The 14,999-nt window shown below is 71.5% G+C and carries 15 protein-coding genes; 11 read left to right on the top strand and 4 right to left on the bottom strand.

The window, feature by feature from the left end:
* From Q1N79_RS18780 to Q1N79_RS18740, 9 genes are all read left to right on the top strand, one after another.
* On the top strand, positions 1-816 hold an 816-nt coding region (locus tag Q1N79_RS18780), incomplete at its 5' end, for an HAD-IC family P-type ATPase (RefSeq protein ID WP_300610673.1).
* Positions 817-822: 6 nt separating this feature from the next.
* Positions 823-1,476, top strand: a complete 654-nt coding sequence (gene kdpC, locus Q1N79_RS18775; RefSeq protein ID WP_300610671.1) for a potassium-transporting ATPase subunit KdpC — start codon at positions 823-825, stop codon at positions 1,474-1,476.
* Between the two features lie 12 nt (positions 1,477-1,488).
* The gene (locus tag Q1N79_RS18770; protein ID WP_300610669.1) at positions 1,489-2,232 is read left to right on the top strand and encodes a response regulator; all 744 of its coding nucleotides are present in this window, start codon (positions 1,489-1,491) and stop codon (positions 2,230-2,232) included.
* Between the two features lie 107 nt (positions 2,233-2,339).
* Positions 2,340-3,839, top strand: coding sequence for a serine/threonine-protein kinase (locus Q1N79_RS18765; RefSeq protein WP_300610667.1), 1,500 nt, complete (start codon positions 2,340-2,342; stop codon positions 3,837-3,839).
* A 76-nt stretch (positions 3,840-3,915) separates the two neighbouring features.
* The gene (locus Q1N79_RS18760; protein ID WP_300610665.1) at positions 3,916-6,480 is read left to right on the top strand and encodes a sensor histidine kinase KdpD; all 2,565 of its coding nucleotides are present in this window, start codon (positions 3,916-3,918) and stop codon (positions 6,478-6,480) included.
* A gap of 15 nt (positions 6,481-6,495) precedes the next feature.
* On the top strand, positions 6,496-7,206 hold the full coding sequence (locus Q1N79_RS18755; protein WP_300610663.1) for a response regulator: 711 nt from the start codon (positions 6,496-6,498) through the stop codon (positions 7,204-7,206).
* A gap of 127 nt (positions 7,207-7,333) precedes the next feature.
* Positions 7,334-8,485, top strand: coding sequence for an inorganic phosphate transporter (locus tag Q1N79_RS18750; protein WP_300610661.1), 1,152 nt, complete (start codon positions 7,334-7,336; stop codon positions 8,483-8,485).
* 20 nt (positions 8,486-8,505) lie between these two features.
* Complete coding sequence (locus Q1N79_RS18745) at positions 8,506-8,772, top strand: hypothetical protein (protein WP_300610659.1); 267 nt, start codon at positions 8,506-8,508, stop codon at positions 8,770-8,772.
* 51 nt (positions 8,773-8,823) lie between these two features.
* Positions 8,824-9,126: a DUF3349 domain-containing protein gene (locus Q1N79_RS18740; protein ID WP_300610657.1), complete on the top strand. Its 303-nt coding sequence runs from the start codon at positions 8,824-8,826 to the stop codon at positions 9,124-9,126.
* 6 nt (positions 9,127-9,132) lie between these two features.
* On the opposite strand, the gene Q1N79_RS18735 is transcribed toward Q1N79_RS18740, so the two are convergent.
* Together Q1N79_RS18735 and Q1N79_RS18730 are read right to left on the bottom strand one after the other, a co-directional pair.
* The gene (locus Q1N79_RS18735) at positions 9,133-9,846 is read right to left on the bottom strand and encodes an SDR family NAD(P)-dependent oxidoreductase (RefSeq protein WP_300610679.1); all 714 of its coding nucleotides are present in this window, start codon (positions 9,844-9,846) and stop codon (positions 9,133-9,135) included.
* Between the two features lie 126 nt (positions 9,847-9,972).
* Complete coding sequence (locus Q1N79_RS18730) at positions 9,973-11,811, bottom strand: APC family permease (RefSeq protein WP_300610655.1); 1,839 nt, start codon at positions 11,809-11,811, stop codon at positions 9,973-9,975.
* A 112-nt stretch (positions 11,812-11,923) separates the two neighbouring features.
* Here Q1N79_RS18730 and Q1N79_RS18725 point away from each other — a divergent pair, with 112 nt between their 5' ends.
* Positions 11,924-12,946: a LacI family DNA-binding transcriptional regulator gene (locus tag Q1N79_RS18725; RefSeq protein WP_300610653.1), complete on the top strand. Its 1,023-nt coding sequence runs from the start codon at positions 11,924-11,926 to the stop codon at positions 12,944-12,946.
* Positions 12,947-12,964: 18 nt separating this feature from the next.
* On the opposite strand, the gene Q1N79_RS18720 is transcribed toward Q1N79_RS18725, so the two are convergent.
* Together Q1N79_RS18720 and Q1N79_RS18715 are read right to left on the bottom strand one after the other, a co-directional pair.
* The gene (locus Q1N79_RS18720) at positions 12,965-13,150 is read right to left on the bottom strand and encodes a hypothetical protein (protein WP_300610651.1); all 186 of its coding nucleotides are present in this window, start codon (positions 13,148-13,150) and stop codon (positions 12,965-12,967) included.
* 19 nt (positions 13,151-13,169) lie between these two features.
* Positions 13,170-13,634 (bottom strand): Lrp/AsnC family transcriptional regulator, encoded by a 465-nt coding sequence (locus tag Q1N79_RS18715; protein ID WP_300610649.1) that lies wholly within the window; start codon positions 13,632-13,634, stop codon positions 13,170-13,172.
* Between the two features lie 269 nt (positions 13,635-13,903).
* On the opposite strand from Q1N79_RS18715, the gene speB reads away from it, so the two are divergent.
* A complete protein-coding gene (gene speB / locus Q1N79_RS18710; RefSeq protein WP_300610647.1) occupies positions 13,904-14,935 on the top strand; it encodes an agmatinase in 1,032 nt (343 codons plus the stop codon).
* Positions 14,936-14,999: the final 64 nt, after the last annotated feature.

Here is a 14,999-nt window from a genome sequence, read left to right as displayed (position 1 = left end):
CCGCTCGTCGACGGCATCTCCGCGGCCGGCGGCACGCCGCTCGTGGTGGCGGAGGTCAGCCCCGCCCACGGCGCGCGGGCGCTCGGCGTGATCCACCTCAAGGACATCGTCAAGGAGGGCATCGCCGAGCGGTTCGCCGAGATGCGCAAGATGGGGATCAGGACCGTCATGATCACCGGCGACAACCCGCTGACCGCCAAGGCGATCGCGGACGAGTCCGGCGTGGACGACTTCCTCGCCGAGGCCACGCCTGAAGACAAGATGGCGCTCATCAAGAAGGAGCAGGAGGGCGGCAAGCTCGTCGCGATGACCGGCGACGGCACCAACGACGCGCCCGCCCTCGCGCAGGCCGACGTCGGGGTCGCCATGAACACGGGAACCTCGGCCGCGAAAGAGGCCGGGAACATGGTGGACCTGGACTCCAACCCGACGAAGCTCATCGAGATCGTCGAGATCGGCAAGCAGCTGCTCATCACCCGGGGCGCACTGACCACCTTCTCGATCACCAACGACGTCGCGAAGTACTTCGCGATGCTGCCCGCGATGTTCTCGGTGGCCTTCCCCGACCTGAGCAAGCTGAACATCCTGCACCTGCACAGCCCGCAGTCGGCGATCACCTCGGCGATCATCTTCAACGCGCTGATCATCATCGCGCTGATCCCGCTGGCGCTGCGCGGCGTGCGCTACCGGCCGGCGTCGGCGTCGGCGCTGCTCCGCAGGAACCTGTGGATCTACGGCGTCGGCGGGCTGATCATCCCGTTCATCGGGATCAAGTGCATCGACCTCATCGTCATGAACATCCCCGGATTCAGGTGACCGTCAGTGAATCGCCTTCCCGTCTTCGTCAGGCAGCACCTCGCGGCGCTGCGCGCCCTGCTGGCGTTCACCGTCATCACCGGGATCATCTACCCGCTGGCGATGTGGGGCATCGCCCAGCTGGCGTTCCACAGCCAGGCGAACGGCTCGCTGGTCAGCTACGACGGGCGGACCGTCGGCTCCAGCCTGCTCTGCCAGGAGTTCGTGAACGCCACGGGCGACCCGCTGCCGCAGTACTTCCAGCCCCGCCCGTCGGCCGCCACAAGCGGCGCGAGCAACGACTACGGCTGCGACCCGCTGTACTCGGGCGCGAGCAACCTCGGGCCGACCAACCAGGTGCTCGTGAACCAGATCAGGCAGCTGCAAGAGCAGATCTCCAAGTTCGACCACGTGCCGGTCTCGGAGATCCCGCCGGACGCGGTGACGTCCTCGGGCTCAGGCCTCGACCCGGACATCTCCCCGGCGAACGCCGAGATCCAGGTCGCCCGGGTCGCCGCGGCGCGGCACCTGCCGGTGTCCGAGGTCCAGGCGCTGGTCAACAAGTACACCCAGGGCAGGACGCTCGGGATCCTCGGTGAGCCGAGGGTGGACGTGCTGCTGCTGAACATCGCCCTCGACCAGCTGCCCGGCCAGGCCAAGTATGCCGAGGCCGGAGCCTGAGGCAGGCCGGCGATGTCGGTCACGGCGTCCGGTCAGCCGGATTTCTCCCGGCCGACCGGACGCCCGGTGCCGCTTGTCCTCGTCGTCGAGGACCAGCGGCAGCTGCGCCGGGCGCTGCAGATCAACCTGCGCGCGAGGAAATACGAGGTGCTGACCGCCGCCAGCGGCAGGGAGGCGCTGGCCGCCGCCGCCACCAGCCCGCCGGACGCGATGATCCTCGACCTGGGCCTGCCCGACATGGACGGGACCGACGTGATCGCCGCGTTCCGCGGCTGGTCGCGCGCGCCGATCATCGTGCTGTCGGGCCGGACCAGCCCCGGCGACAAGATCGGCGCGCTGGACGCCGGCGCCGACGACTACGTGACGAAGCCGTTCGCGATGGCGGAGCTGCTGGCCAGGCTCCGCGCCGCGCTGCGCCGTGACGAGCCAGGTCCGCAGGTCCCGCTTGTGGCCACGATCGGCAGGTGGACGATCGACCTGTCCGCGCACGCGGTGTGGCGACCGGACGGGGCGCAGGCCGAAGAGCCGCGGCTCACCCCCACCGAGTGGCGGATCCTTGAGGTCCTGCTGCGCCGCCCCGGCCAGCTGGTCGGCTCGGCTCAGCTGCTGACCGGCGTCTGGGGACCGGACTTCCAGAACCGCACGAACTACCTGAGGTTCCACGTGGCGCGGCTGCGGCGCAAGCTCGAGGAAGACCCGTCCCGGCCGCGCCAGCTGCTCACCGAGCCCGGCATGGGCTACCGGTACCAGCCCTGACGCGCCCGCCTGGCCCGTACGCGGGCGCGTTTGACCCATGTGCCGACGTGCCCGGGCCGATGCGGGTAATGTCTGCGTGCGGTCTGGCTGGCGTCTTGGGAGCAGGGATGGAACCGCTTGCGGCGAACGACCCCCAGGCAGTGGGGGAGTACCAGCTTCGCGCCCGGCTGGGCGCCGGCGGGATGGGCCGGGTGTACCTCGGCTTCTCCCGTGCCGGGCGCGCGGTGGCCGTGAAGGTCATCCACCCTGAGCTCGCGCGGGACGGGGAGTTCCGGCACCGGTTCGCCCGCGAGGTGGCCGCCGCGCGCGCGGTCAGCGGCATGTACACCGCGCCGGTCGTCGCCGCCGGCCTCGACGACGACCCGCCCTGGCTGGCCACGGCGTACGTGCCTGGACCATCGCTCGCCGACGTGATCGTCAGCCACGGCCCGCTGCCCGGGGCGGCCGTGTGGCGGCTGGCCGCCGGGCTGGCCGAAGCGCTCGGGGCGGTGCACGCGTGCGGCCTGGTCCACCGCGACCTCAAGCCCGCCAACGTGCTGCTTGCGGCCGACGGGCCGCACGTGATCGACTTCGGCATCTCCCGTGCGTTCGACGGCACGTCCGTCACCGCCGCGGGGATCGTGGTGGGCACGCCCGGCTACATGTCACCGGAACAGGCCGAGGGCGGGCAGGCCGGACCGGCCAGCGACGTGTTCTCGCTCGGCTGCGTGCTCGCCTACGCGGCGACGGGCAACGCGCCCTTCGGGGGCGGGAGCGCCGCGTCGGTGCTCTACCGGGTGGTCACCGGGCAGCCGGACCTGGCCGGGGTCCCCGCGCCGCTGCGGGACGTGATCTCCGCTTGCCTCGCCAAGAATCATGCCGAACGGCCGGGGCTGACTGCCCTGGGCGCCATGATCGCGCGGGCCGGGCCGGCCATCGCCGCCACGCCGACCTCGTTCTGGCCCGCCCAGGTGGCCGAGGTCATCCGCGCCGCCCAGCCAGGCGCCTGGCAGGGCGGGATGGTGCGGGACGGCTACCTGTCGGCGGCGACCGCGAGCGTGGCCGCCCCGCCGTTCGGCGCCGCCGCCCGGCCGGACCAGCCGGCGTCCTGGCCGCCCACCTCGCATGCTTCGTGGCCGCCGCCCGCCGCGACCGACGCGCTGTCCAGGTACGCGCCCGCGCCGCTGCCGCCGCGACCGCCCACGCCCGTGTACGCCGCGGCCTGGCTCATGTACGCGGGCGCGGGGTTCAGCCTGCTCTGGACGTTCGTGAACCTGGCGGTCATCGGGGACATCAAGAAGGCGTTCCAGGCCAATCATCGGCTGCTGTCGGCGCGGGCCGTCCAGTCGCTCGCGGGGATCGCCAGCCTCGACGTGCTGATCGCCGGGGGTGCCGTCATCGCGCTGTGGCTCTGGCTCGCCTACGCCAGCAAGCAGGCCCGCCCCTGGGCGAGGATCGCCGGCACGGTGCTGTTCGGCCTGGACACCTTCGGCCTGCTGGTCACGCTGGGCACCCGCGGGCTCGGCGCCACCAAGGGGATAAGCGCCGTGATCTGGCTGATCGGCCTGGTCACTGTCGTGTTGCTGTGGCAGCGCCGGTCGAGCGCGTACTTCTCGCCGCGGCGCTAGCCCGGCGGCTCCCCGGGAGCATGGAAAGCGTTAGGCCCCGCTAGTGACCAGCGGTTTTTGCGGCACTATAGAGTGCATGGCTGGGCATTTGGCAGGCCGCGCGGTGCCGCGGGGACAGCTTCGCATCTACCTCGGGGCTGCCGCGGGAGTCGGGAAGACCTACGCCATGCTCAGCGAGGGTCACCGTCGCGCCGAGCGCGACGGTGACGTCGTCATCGCGTTCGCGGAGCCGCACGGGCGCCAGCACACCGCGGCGCTCCTCGACGGCCTTGAGGTCATTGCCCGGGCGCGGCTGGCCTACCGCGGCGCCACGTTCGAGGAGATGGACATCGACGCGGTGCTCGCCCGCGAGCCGCAGATCGCGCTCGTGGACGAGCTCGCGCACACGAACGTGCCCGGCTCGCGCAACGCCAAGCGGTGGCAGGACGTGGAGGAACTGCTCGACGCGGGCATCGACGTGATCTCGGCGGTGAACATCCAGCACCTGGAGTCGCTCAACGACGTCGTCGAGCAGATCACCGGAGTGCCGCAGCGGGAGACCGTGCCTGACGCGGTCGTGCGCGCCGCCGACCAGGTTGAGCTCGTCGACATGACCGCCGAGGCGCTGCGCCGCCGGATGGCGCACGGCAACATCTACCCGCCGGAGAAGATCGACGCGGCGCTGACCAACTACTTCAGGACCGGCAACCTGACCGCGCTTCGCGAGCTCGCGCTGCTGTGGCTGGCCGACAAGGTCGACGAGGGCCTGCAGAAATACCGCGCAGAACACGACATCCACGCCACCTGGGAGGCCAGGGAGCGGGTGGTCGTCGCGCTGACCGGCGGGCCCGAGGGCGACACGCTGATCAGGCGCGCGGCCCGGATCGCCGCCCGGTCCTCAGGCGGCGACCTGCTCGCGGTGCACGTCACCAAGTCCGACGGGCTCACCGGCGCGAACCCGGCCAACCTCGCCAGGCAGCGCCAGCTGGTCGAGTCCCTCGGCGGCAGCTACCACCAGGTCGTCGGCGATGACATCGCCGAGGCGCTGCTCACCTTCGCCAAGGCGGAAAACGCGACGCAGCTCGTGCTCGGCGCCAGCCGCCGGCCCTGGCTGCTCGCCCTGCTCACGGGACCGGGCATCGGGTCGCGCACCATCCGCGACTCAGGACCGATCGACGTGCACATCGTCACGCACGCGCACGTGGGCAGCCGGTGGGGGCTGCTCCCCCGGTACCGGGGCGGAATCACGCCGCGCCGGCAGATCGCCGGGTATGTGCTCGCGGCGGTGCTCGCGCCGCTTGTCACGGTCGCGCTGGCCCACTTCCGGTCGGGCGCCAACCTGACCAGCGACGTGCTCGTCTTCCTCGTGGCGGTGATCGCGGTCGCGCTGACCGGCGGGTTCGTGCCCGCGCTGCTCGAGGCCATCGCCGGGTCGCTGCTGCTCAACTACTACTTCACCCCGCCGATCCACCAGTGGACGATCGCCGAGGCGAACAACGCGCTCGCGCTCGGCGTGTTCGTCGCCGTCGGCCTGGTTGTCAGCTGGGTGGTAGACACCACCGCGCGCCGCACGAAACAGGCGGCGCGCGCCAACGCCGAATCCGAGCTGCTGGCGACCACGGCGGGGAGCATCCTGCGCGGGCAGGGCACGCTCGACGCGCTGCTCGACCGGGCCAGGGAGGCGTTCGGGATGCGCTCGGCCAGCCTGCTCGAGTGCCGCCAGGCCGCGGAGGGCAGCCCGGCACGCGGGCCGGCCGCCGAGTGGACCGTGCTCGCCGCCGCGGGGGAGCGCCCGGTGCGCAGGCCCGACGACGCCGATGTGAACGTGCCGATCACCAGCAGCCTGTCCCTCGCCCTGGCCGGCCGGGCGCTGCCCGCCGGCGACCGCCGGGTGCTCGGCGCCTTCGCCACCTACGCCGGGGTCGCGCTCGAGCAGCAGCGGCTCGCCGCCGAGGCCGAGGCGGCCAAGCCGATCGCCGCCGCCGACCGGATGCGGACCGCGCTGCTCGCCGCGGTCAGCCACGACCTGCGCACGCCGCTCGCCTCGGCGAAGGCGGCCGTGACATCGCTGCGGTCCCCCGACGTGCGCTGGGACGCCGCCGACACGGAAGAGCTGCTCGCCACCGCCGACGAGTCCCTGGACAGGCTCACCCACCTTGTGGAGAACCTGCTGGACATGAGCAGGCTGCAAGCCGGCGCGCTGTCCCTGTTCCCGCGGCCGACCGGGCTCGACGAGATCGTCGCCAGGGCGCTGGACAACCTGGAACCGCTGGGCCGCGACATCGACGTGGACATCCCCGAGTCGGTGCCCGCGGTGCTCGCCGACCCGGCGATTCTCGAGCGGGTCGTGGTGAACCTCATCGAGAACGCGCTGCGCTACTCCCCCGCGGGCAAGCCACCGCTGCTGACGGCGAGCGTGCTCGGCGACCGCGTGGAACTGCGCGTGATCGACCGCGGGCCGGGCATACCGGAACAGGACAAGGAGCGGATGTTCGTGCCATTCCAGCGGCTCGGCGACACCGACAACACGACCGGCGTGGGACTCGGCCTGGCGCTGTCCAGGGGCCTGACCGAGGCCATGGACGGGACGCTCACCGCCGAGGACACGCCGGGAGGCGGGCTGACCATGACGGTCTCGCTGCCCGCCGCGCACGGTGACTAGGGAGAAGAAGGCCCGGTGACCAGGGTCCTCGTCGTAGACGACGAGCCGCAGATCCTGCGCGCGCTGCGCATCAACCTGCGGGTGCGGCAGTACGAGGTGGACATCGCGACGACCGCGGCGCAGGCGCTGGCCGTGGCGGCCGCCCATCCCCCGGACCTGGTGATCCTCGACCTCGGGCTGCCCGACATGGACGGCGTCGAGGTGATCGCCGGGCTGCGCGGCTGGACCGCGGCGCCGATCATCGTGCTGTCCGGGCGCGCCGACAGCTCCGACAAGGTGGCAGCGCTCGACGCCGGGGCCGATGACTACGTCACCAAGCCGTTCGGCGTGGAAGAGCTGCTCGCCCGGATGCGGGCGGCGGCCCGGCGGGTCGGCGCGGCCGACGACCTGCCCCGGGTGCGGCTAGGCGACCTCACCGTCGACCTCACGGCCAAGCGGGTGACGCGGCACGCCCAGGGGACCGAGGACGGGGGCACCGACATCCGGCTCACGCCCACCGAGTGGCACCTGCTCGAGGTGCTGCTGCGCAACCCGGGCAAGCTGCTCAGCCAGAAACAGCTCCTGAACGACGTGTGGGGCCCAGGTTACGACAACGCGACGGGAAACCTACGGCTGTACATGGCCCAGCTGCGGCACAAGCTAGAACCGGACCCGGCCAGGCCCCGCTGGCTGATCACAGAACCCGGGATGGGATACCGGTTCCAGCCGCCGGACGAGGACGCCTGACGGCTCCCTGCCGTCGCCTCGTCCGGATAAGTCGGTAATTGTCGGTTACCTTTTGTTTCCGCAATGTTCGATTTGTGCACACCATTGGTTCCTTCGGATCCTATTAAGGCCGGCTTACCGTCGGGCTGTGAGTAACGACACGGTGCTGGCCCTCGTGGTCATCACGGCGCTTTGCTTCGACTTCACCAACGGTTTCCACGACACGGCGAACGCCATGGCGACCTCGATCGCGACGGGGGCGCTGCCGCCGCGGATCGCGGTGGCGATATCCGGGGTGCTCAACTTCGTCGGCGCGTTCCTGTCCCTGGCCGTGGCGGCCACGATCGCCAGCGGCCTGGTGAACACCGCGGTGGTGACGCTCACCGTCGTGGCGGCCGGCCTGGCGGGCGGAATCATCTGGAACCTGCTGACCTGGCTGTTCGGCATCCCGTCAAGCTCCTCGCACGCGCTCATCGGCGGCGTGATCGGGTCGACGATAGCCGCCTCAGGCGGCAGTGCCGTGCTGTGGCACGGGCTGGTGTCGAAGGTCATCATCCCGGCGGTGTGCTCGCCGATCATCGCCGCCCTCGTCGCCGCCACGGGCACCTGGCTGCTCTACCGGATCAGCCGCAACCTCAGCGAGTCCGCGCGCGGGCACGGCTTCCGGATCGGGCAGATCGGGTCGGCCTGCATGGTCTCGCTGGCGCACGGCACCAACGACGCGCAGAAGACCATGGGCGTCATCACGCTGGCGCTGATCGCGAACGGCACGCTGGCCAAGGGCTCCAACGCCCCGATCTGGGTGATCGTATGCTGCGCGCTCGCGATCAGCATCGGCACCTACGCGGGCGGCTGGCGGGTCATCCGCACCCTGGGCAAGGGCCTGGTGGAGATCGAGTCGCCGCAGGGCATGGCCGCCGAGTCCGCCTCGGCCGCCGTCATCCTGCTGTCAAGCAGCTTCGGTTACTCGCTGTCCACGACGCACGTCGCCACCGGGTCCATCATCGGCACCGGGCTCGGCAAGAAGGGCGCGGAGGTCCGGTGGAACGTCGCCGGCCGGATGGCTACGACCTGGGTGTTCACGCTGCCGTCGGCCGCGATCGTCGGCGCAGCCGCATACGGCCTCGCGCACGGCATCGGGGGCACCATCGGGGTCGTCGTCGACCTCATCGTGCTGGCCGCGCTGTCGGCGCTCATCTACTTCAGGTCCCGGGGCACCAAGGTGGACCACAAGAACGTCAACGCCGAATGGAAGGGCGCGGTCGCTCCGGCCGAGCCCGAGCCCGCCACGGCGGCCTGAGCTGACAGGGAAGCAGAGCAATGTCCTGGATCAACCTGAACGCCCTGTGGAAGATCGTCGTGTTCGGCCTGGTCGCGGGCGCCGGCCTGCCGGCACTGTTCGCGATCGGCATCACCTCCCTGGCCCGGGGACCCCGCAGCGCGCGGACGGCGGGGGCCGACTCCGACGTCCTCGTCGGCGGCAGCGTGGTGGGCGCGGCGATCGCCGTGCTCTGCTTCCTCATCATCCTGGCCGCCATCGGCTGGGGGGTCTACGAGGTCTATCAGATCGGCCACCCCTCGAAGTGACCCGGCCGCTCACAGTCCCCGCCAGGCAACCTCACCGAGAGGGTTGAGAACATGGCGCTGCCACCCTTCCTTGGCAAGATCGTCGGATGGCTGCGGGCCGGCTATCCCGAGGGCGTGCCCGACGTGGACTACATCCCGCTGTTCGCGCTGCTCGGCAGCCAGCTGACCGAGAGCGAAGTCAGCGCGATAGCGGACGAACTGGCGACCTCGGTCGACCCGGACTCCGCCGAGACGATCAAGGCCGCGATCGCCACCGTCACCCACACCCAGCCGCACGCCTCCGACATCGCCCGGGTGCGCGCCCGCCTCGCGGCGGGCGGCTGGCCGCTCGCCGCGCCGGACCGGAACAGCTGACCGCGGTTACCAGGGCAGCTCGCGGCCGTCGCGGGTGAACGTGCCGGTCGGGCCGCCGTTCGGGAGCGTGACCGCCCAGACCACGCTGGCCGCGCCCTGGGCGTAGGAGCGCCCGCCCCCCGCCCCCCCGGCGCCGTCCGGCGTCCAGCCGGGGCAGACCGCGTTGACCAGGATGCCGTCTCTGTACAGCTCGCCGGCGAGCAGCCTGGTCAGCGCGTTCAGCGCCGCTTTCGAGACGCTGTAGGCGGGACGCCCGCCGCGCATGAGCGCGAGCGAGCCGCCTTCGCCCGACACGTTCACCACCCGCGGCCGCGGGCTTGAGCGCAGCAGCGGCAGCAGGGTCTGCGTCACCCGCCAGGCGCCGAACAAGTTGACGTCCAGCGCCTCGGCGACCGGAGACAGGTCGGTGTTGCCGGCGATCGCCCACTGGTCCGGCGGCGTCGAGGCGTTGTTCACCAGCGCGTCGACCCGGCCGAACCGCTCGCGGACCCAGTCGCCGAGCGCCTCGACGTTCACCGAGTTGTCGACCTCGAGGTGGCACGGCGTGATCCGCTCGCCTTCCGGGTCGATCTCCTTGGCGGCGAGCTCGCCCCGGCGCAGGTCCCGCGACCCGAGGACCACCGCGTAGCCGAGCGCGGCCAGCTGCCGGCAGACCTCAAGGCCGATTCCCCGGTTCCCGCCGGTCACCAACGCAACGGGCAGCTGAGAGCGCGCTGGCATCGTCACCGCGTCACCGCCTCATCGCCGCGAAGGAACCCCATGCCGCATATCTTGCCATCAGCGAACCGGTGGCGTGTCTTACGTTATCGGGCGGTAGCCTCGGCTGCTTGCCTGTGGCCGTCCCGGTCACTGCTGGCTGGCCGAGGCGTCGGCGGCATCCGCGGCGAGCGTGGCGAGCCGGTAGCGCAGCCTGCACAGCACGACGTTCTGCGTGCCGTGGCGGATCGCGCGGTCCAGGATCAGGCCGCGCTGGTTGTGCAGCAGCCACTGCCACGGCCGCGCCGGCTGCACCTCGGGGATCAGCACGACAAGCCGGTGGTACTTGTCCTCCGCCTCGATCGACTGCAGGTAGGACACGATCGGCCTGGCTATCGAGCGATGCGCCGACCGCAGCGTGACCAGCTGGACCTCCGGCCGCCACTCATTCCATTCATCGCGGAACGAGACGTCACCCGCCTGGTCGTCATCGGAGTCCGTGAACACCACGGTCACCGCGATGACGTCCTCGCCGAGCGACAGCGCCGCCGAGATGCCCTCGCCGGTCAGCCGGGACATGCCAGCCACAGGGACGACCACGAGCGAGGCCCGCTTCACCGGGTGCGCGGGAACCTCGCCGATCCCCAGCTGCTGGCCTATCCGCGTGTACATCCGGCGCACCCAGACGAACAACAGCACGAGCAGCGGGATCACGACCGCGACCAGCCACGCCCCTTCGAGGAACTTGCTGCCGAGCTCGATCACGGTGGCCGCGAACGTCAGCACCGCCCCGATCCCGTTGATCCATGCCCGGGCGACATAGCCACGTGAGCGTTCGGTATACCAGTGCCTGACCATGCCGACCTGGGAAAGCGTGAAGCCGACGAACACCCCGACGGCGAACAGCGGCACGAGGTCCTGCGTGTCGCCGCGGGCGGCGATCAGCAGCAGCGCCGCGGCCACGGCAAGCACCCCGACGCCGTAGCGGAACACCCGGCGGTCGGCGCGCAGCCCGAACACGTGCGGCAGGAAGTTGTCGTGCGCCAGCAGGCCGGCGAGCACCGGCAGCCCGCCGAACGAGGTGTTCGCGGCGAGCGACAGCAGCACCAGCGTGATCAGCTGGATGATGTAGAACAGCGCGTTGTGGCCGACGGCACCCGCCGTGAGCTCCGCGAGCACGGTCGTGCCCGGCTGCGGCACCACGTCCCAGCGGCGGATCAGGGCGCCGAGCCCGAGCAGCATCACGCCAAGCAGCACGCCCAGCCACAGCTCCGTGTGCTGCGCACGCTTCACTCGCGGCACACGGAACTGCGGCACCGAGTTCGCGATCGCCTCCACCCCGGTCAGCGCCGAGCACCCCGAGGCGAAGGCCTTGAGTATCAGCAGCGTCCCGATCGTCTCGGTGACCGAAGGAAGGGAGTGCCCGAGCGGCACCACGGGGTGGGCGCGCAGCGCGCCGGCGACGATCACCGCGGCCATCGAGGCGACGAACGCGAGCGTCGGCACCGTGAAGACACGCGCCGACTCGGCCACGCCCCACATGTTCACCCCGGTGATCGCCGCGAGGACGGCCAGGCACAGCCAGACCCGCGCGCCGTACAGCGCGGGAAAGGCGGCCGTCAGGGCCTCGACGCCCGCCGACACGCCGACGGCGGCGTTCAGCACGTAGTCGACGATCAGCGACGCGGCGGCGACCAGCGACGGAACCGTGCCGAGGTGCGTTTTCGACACCGCGTACGCGCCGCCGCCGTTGGGGAACGCCTCGATCACCTGCTGGTAGGAGATCACCAGCGCCGCGAGCAGCACCACGATCGCGCCCGTGATCGGCAGGCTGTACTTGAGGGCGGCGGCGCCCGCGGTGACGAGGACGACGAGGATCGCCTCCGGCCCGTACGCGACGCTGGAGAGCGCGTCGAGCGAAAGGGCGGCCAGCCCGCCAAGCGCCGTCAGCCGCTCTTTCTCAAGCTCTCCCTCCGCCCCTTGGCGCACGCTCTCATTATCTCGGCGAATACGGGAGGCCGTCCCGCGGGTCGGCGGACCGTCGCCGAGACGGGGATTCCCGGAGGCCGTTCCTGAGCAAACTGGTAACCGGGGGGAAGCGATGAACAATCAGGTACACGCGGTGCGCGGCATGGCCAGGCCGACGATGAAGGACGTCGCCTTCCGGGCGGGCGTCGCCCTCAAGACGGTGTCCCGGGTGGTGAACGGCGAACCCGGCGTGACGCCGGAGACCACCAAGCGCGTGCGTGGCGCGATCGAGGACCTCGGCTTCCGGCGCAACGAAAGTGCCCGGCTGCTGCGGACCGGCAGGACCGCCACGCTCGGCTTCATCGCCGACAACTGCGGCGACCCGGACTACGCCGCGGTGTGCCGCGGGGTCGAGGAGGTGGCACGGGACCACGGGTTCCTGGTCTTCACCGGGTCGACGGACGGCGACCCGGACCGGGAGGAGAGCCTCGCCCTGGCGCTGTGCGCCCGCCGTGTCGACGGCCTGATCCTCGCTCCCGCCCCGGGGGATCACGCGTACCTGGCACCGGAGATCGAGGCGGGCGTGGCGACGGTGTTCGTCCTGCGGCCGCCCGAGCTGGCGGGGCGCGACGTCGTGCTCGCCGACGAGCGCGGCGGCGCGAAGGCCGCGGTCGCGCACCTCATCGCGCAGGGCCATCGGCGGATCGGCTTTCTCGGCGGCGACCTGTCCGGGTACCGGTCCCGCCAGCTCATGTCGGGCTACGCCGAGGCGATGGCGGCGGGGGGGCTGCCGGCGGATCCGGCCTGGACGACGCTGGCCCCGCAGCGGCTGGCTGACTCCGCGGTGACCGCGGTGCTGTGCGGCAGCCGGGAGCACACGCTGCGCGCGCTGCGCGCCATCGCCGCCGCCGGGCACACGCGCACGGCGCCGGGGCGGACGCGGCGGGTGGCTGTCGTCGGGTTCGGCGACTTCGAGCTCGCCGATCTCGTCTCGCCGGGGGTCACGGTGGTGAGCTACGACCCGGCCGCGATCGGCCGCACCGCGGGTGAACTGCTCATCCGCCGGATAACGGGCGAGGACGGCCCGGCCCGGCGGGTAGAGCTCCCGACCCGGCTGATTCCCCGCGGCTCCGCCGAGTTCCCGCCGCAGGAGTAGCGGGACGGCGCGCCCGGGTCAGTGTGCCAGCAGGGCGCCCACGATCGCGGCGAGCACGGCGACCGCGACCACGATCGCGATGAGCAGCCCGACCTTGGACCCCGGGGCGCGCATCTGCCAGGGCGCCGGAAGGTCGTCCTGACGTTCGGCGAACGCGCGGAAACGCGCCGTGCTCGCGCTCAGGTCATCGTCAGTTTCTGACATGACATGAGACTTTAGTCCGCTACGCGCGCTCAGACGGGGCGAACGAGTCGGCTCGTTCGACCAGTCTCGATAGCACGATCGCGCTCCGCGTGCGAAGCACGAAGGGCTCGGCGCCGATTCTTTCCATAACGCGTTCGAAGTGCTTCACATTAGCGGCCCTGATGTGCACGAGCGCGTCCGCTTCGCCGGTCACCGTGCAGGCGTCCGCGACCTCCGGGTACCGCCGCACCACCGCCGCGATCTCAGCAGGGGAGGTCCGCCCGCCGCAGAACAGCTCCACGTACGCCTCGGTGGTCCAGCCGAGGGCGGCCGGGTCGACCCGCGCGGAGAATCCCGTGATCGCCCCGGATGCGCGCAGCCGGTCCACCCGCCGCTTGACCGCGGGGGCGGACAGGCCGATCTCGTTCCCGATCGCCGCGTAGCTGGCGCGGGCGTCCCTGATCAGCGCGGTGATGATCCGCGCGTCGATGTCGTCCAGGCTCATCGACTCACCATCATGACACCCGTGCGGGCCGCGCCGCCCGCGCCGCCCGCCCCGGGGAAGGGTTGAGGCTCGGTGTCCCGCTTTCACCGAGCCTCGTGAGTAAGACGCCCCAGCTAGGGCACTGGTTTACCGTCTCGGCCCATATCTGCATCTCGTGATGATAACGACTGCTGTGCGGCGTCATCGCCGTCCGGGGCTAGGGTGATGGGTGATGATTGTCCCGCGACCGCGGGGGCTTGCCGCAGAACCGCTGCCCGAGATGGGAAAACATGCCTGAACCCGAGATGACCCGCGCCATGTACGGGCCCGAGATCACCTTCCTCGGCGTGCCGGGCGCGGAGCTCAGCGCCGTCGCCGGCCTGGGTCTTGACGCCGTGTTCGTGGGCGCCCCGTTCGACGGGGGCACCTCGCACCGGCCAGGTACGCGGTTCGGGCCGCAGGCCATCAGGGGCACGGACTACCTGCCGCACGACGCGTCCCGGCCGCATCTGGCGCTCGGCGTCGATCCGCTGCGGGACCTGCGGGTCGCCGACGTCGGCGACGTCGTCATGCCGGCCGGGGAAACGGAGAAGTCGCTGCGGCGGCTGGAGCAGGCGGTCCAGGCGGTCGCCGCGTCCGGCGCCATCCCCGTCATCCTGGGCGGCGACCACACGATCACCTTCCCCGACGCGACCGGCGTGGCGCGGCACATCGGCTGGGGCCGGGTTTCGCTGATCCACTTCGACGCGCACGCGGACACCGGGGACACCCAGTGGGGCTCGCTGTACGGGCATGGCACGCCGATGCGGCGGCTGATCGAGTCCGGCGCGGTGCGCGGCGACCGGTTCCTGCAGATCGGGCTGCGCGGGTACTGGCCTGAGCCGCCGACGCTCGCGTGGATGGCGCAGCAGCGGATGCGGTCGTTCGAGATGACAGAGCTGGTGACGCGCGGGCTGGACACCTGCCTGACCGAGGCGTTCGAGATCGCGCTCGACGACTGCGACGCGGTGTTCCTGTCCGTCGACGTGGACGTGGTGGACCCGGGGATGGCGCCGGGCACCGGGACTCCCGAGCCTGGCGGGCTGACGGGCCGCCAGCTGCTCGACGCGGTCCGGCGGATCGCGATGGAGCTGCCGCTGGCCGGCGTCGACGTGGTCGAGGTGGCCCCGCCCTACGACCAGGCCGAGGTGACCGGGTTCCTGGCCAACCGTGTCGTGCTCGAGGCGCTGTCGGGGATCGCGTGGCGGCGGCGCTCGCTGGCCGGCGACCCGGCGCGGCCGGCGCGGCGGCCGGAGTCGCCGCTGCTCGAGGGACGCCTGTAGAACCCGTTCCGGACCTGCACCAATTCGCCCAGAATCGATGGCCTGGGCGGACAGATAAGTAACG

Source organism: Trebonia sp., from assembly GCF_030042015.1.
Taxonomy (GTDB): Bacteria; Actinomycetota; Actinomycetes; order Streptosporangiales; family Streptosporangiaceae; genus Trebonia.
Note: the sequence above shows the minus strand (reverse complement) of the source record. Positions and strands in the feature narration are given on the sequence as shown.

Bases quoted from the DNA above. Each gene is read 5' to 3' on its own strand.
- Q1N79_RS18765 (WP_300610667.1), top strand. From the start codon at position 2,340: ATGGAACCGCTTGCGGCGAACGACCCCCAGGCAGTGGGGGAGTACCAG.
- Q1N79_RS18735 (WP_300610679.1), bottom strand. From the start codon at position 9,846: ATGCCAGCGCGCTCTCAGCTGCCCGTTGCGTTGGTGACCGGCGGGAAC.
- Q1N79_RS18720 (WP_300610651.1), bottom strand. From the start codon at position 13,150: ATGTCAGAAACTGACGATGACCTGAGCGCGAGCACGGCGCGTTTCCGC.
- Q1N79_RS18745 (WP_300610659.1), top strand. From the start codon at position 8,506: ATGTCCTGGATCAACCTGAACGCCCTGTGGAAGATCGTCGTGTTCGGC.
- Q1N79_RS18760 (WP_300610665.1), top strand. From the start codon at position 3,916: ATGGCTGGGCATTTGGCAGGCCGCGCGGTGCCGCGGGGACAGCTTCGC.
- Q1N79_RS18715 (WP_300610649.1), bottom strand. From the start codon at position 13,634: ATGAGCCTGGACGACATCGACGCGCGGATCATCACCGCGCTGATCAGG.
- Q1N79_RS18740 (WP_300610657.1), top strand. From the start codon at position 8,824: ATGGCGCTGCCACCCTTCCTTGGCAAGATCGTCGGATGGCTGCGGGCC.
- Q1N79_RS18770 (WP_300610669.1), top strand. From the start codon at position 1,489: ATGTCGGTCACGGCGTCCGGTCAGCCGGATTTCTCCCGGCCGACCGGA.
- speB (WP_300610647.1), top strand. From the start codon at position 13,904: ATGCCTGAACCCGAGATGACCCGCGCCATGTACGGGCCCGAGATCACC.
- Q1N79_RS18725 (WP_300610653.1), top strand. From the start codon at position 11,924: ATGAACAATCAGGTACACGCGGTGCGCGGCATGGCCAGGCCGACGATG.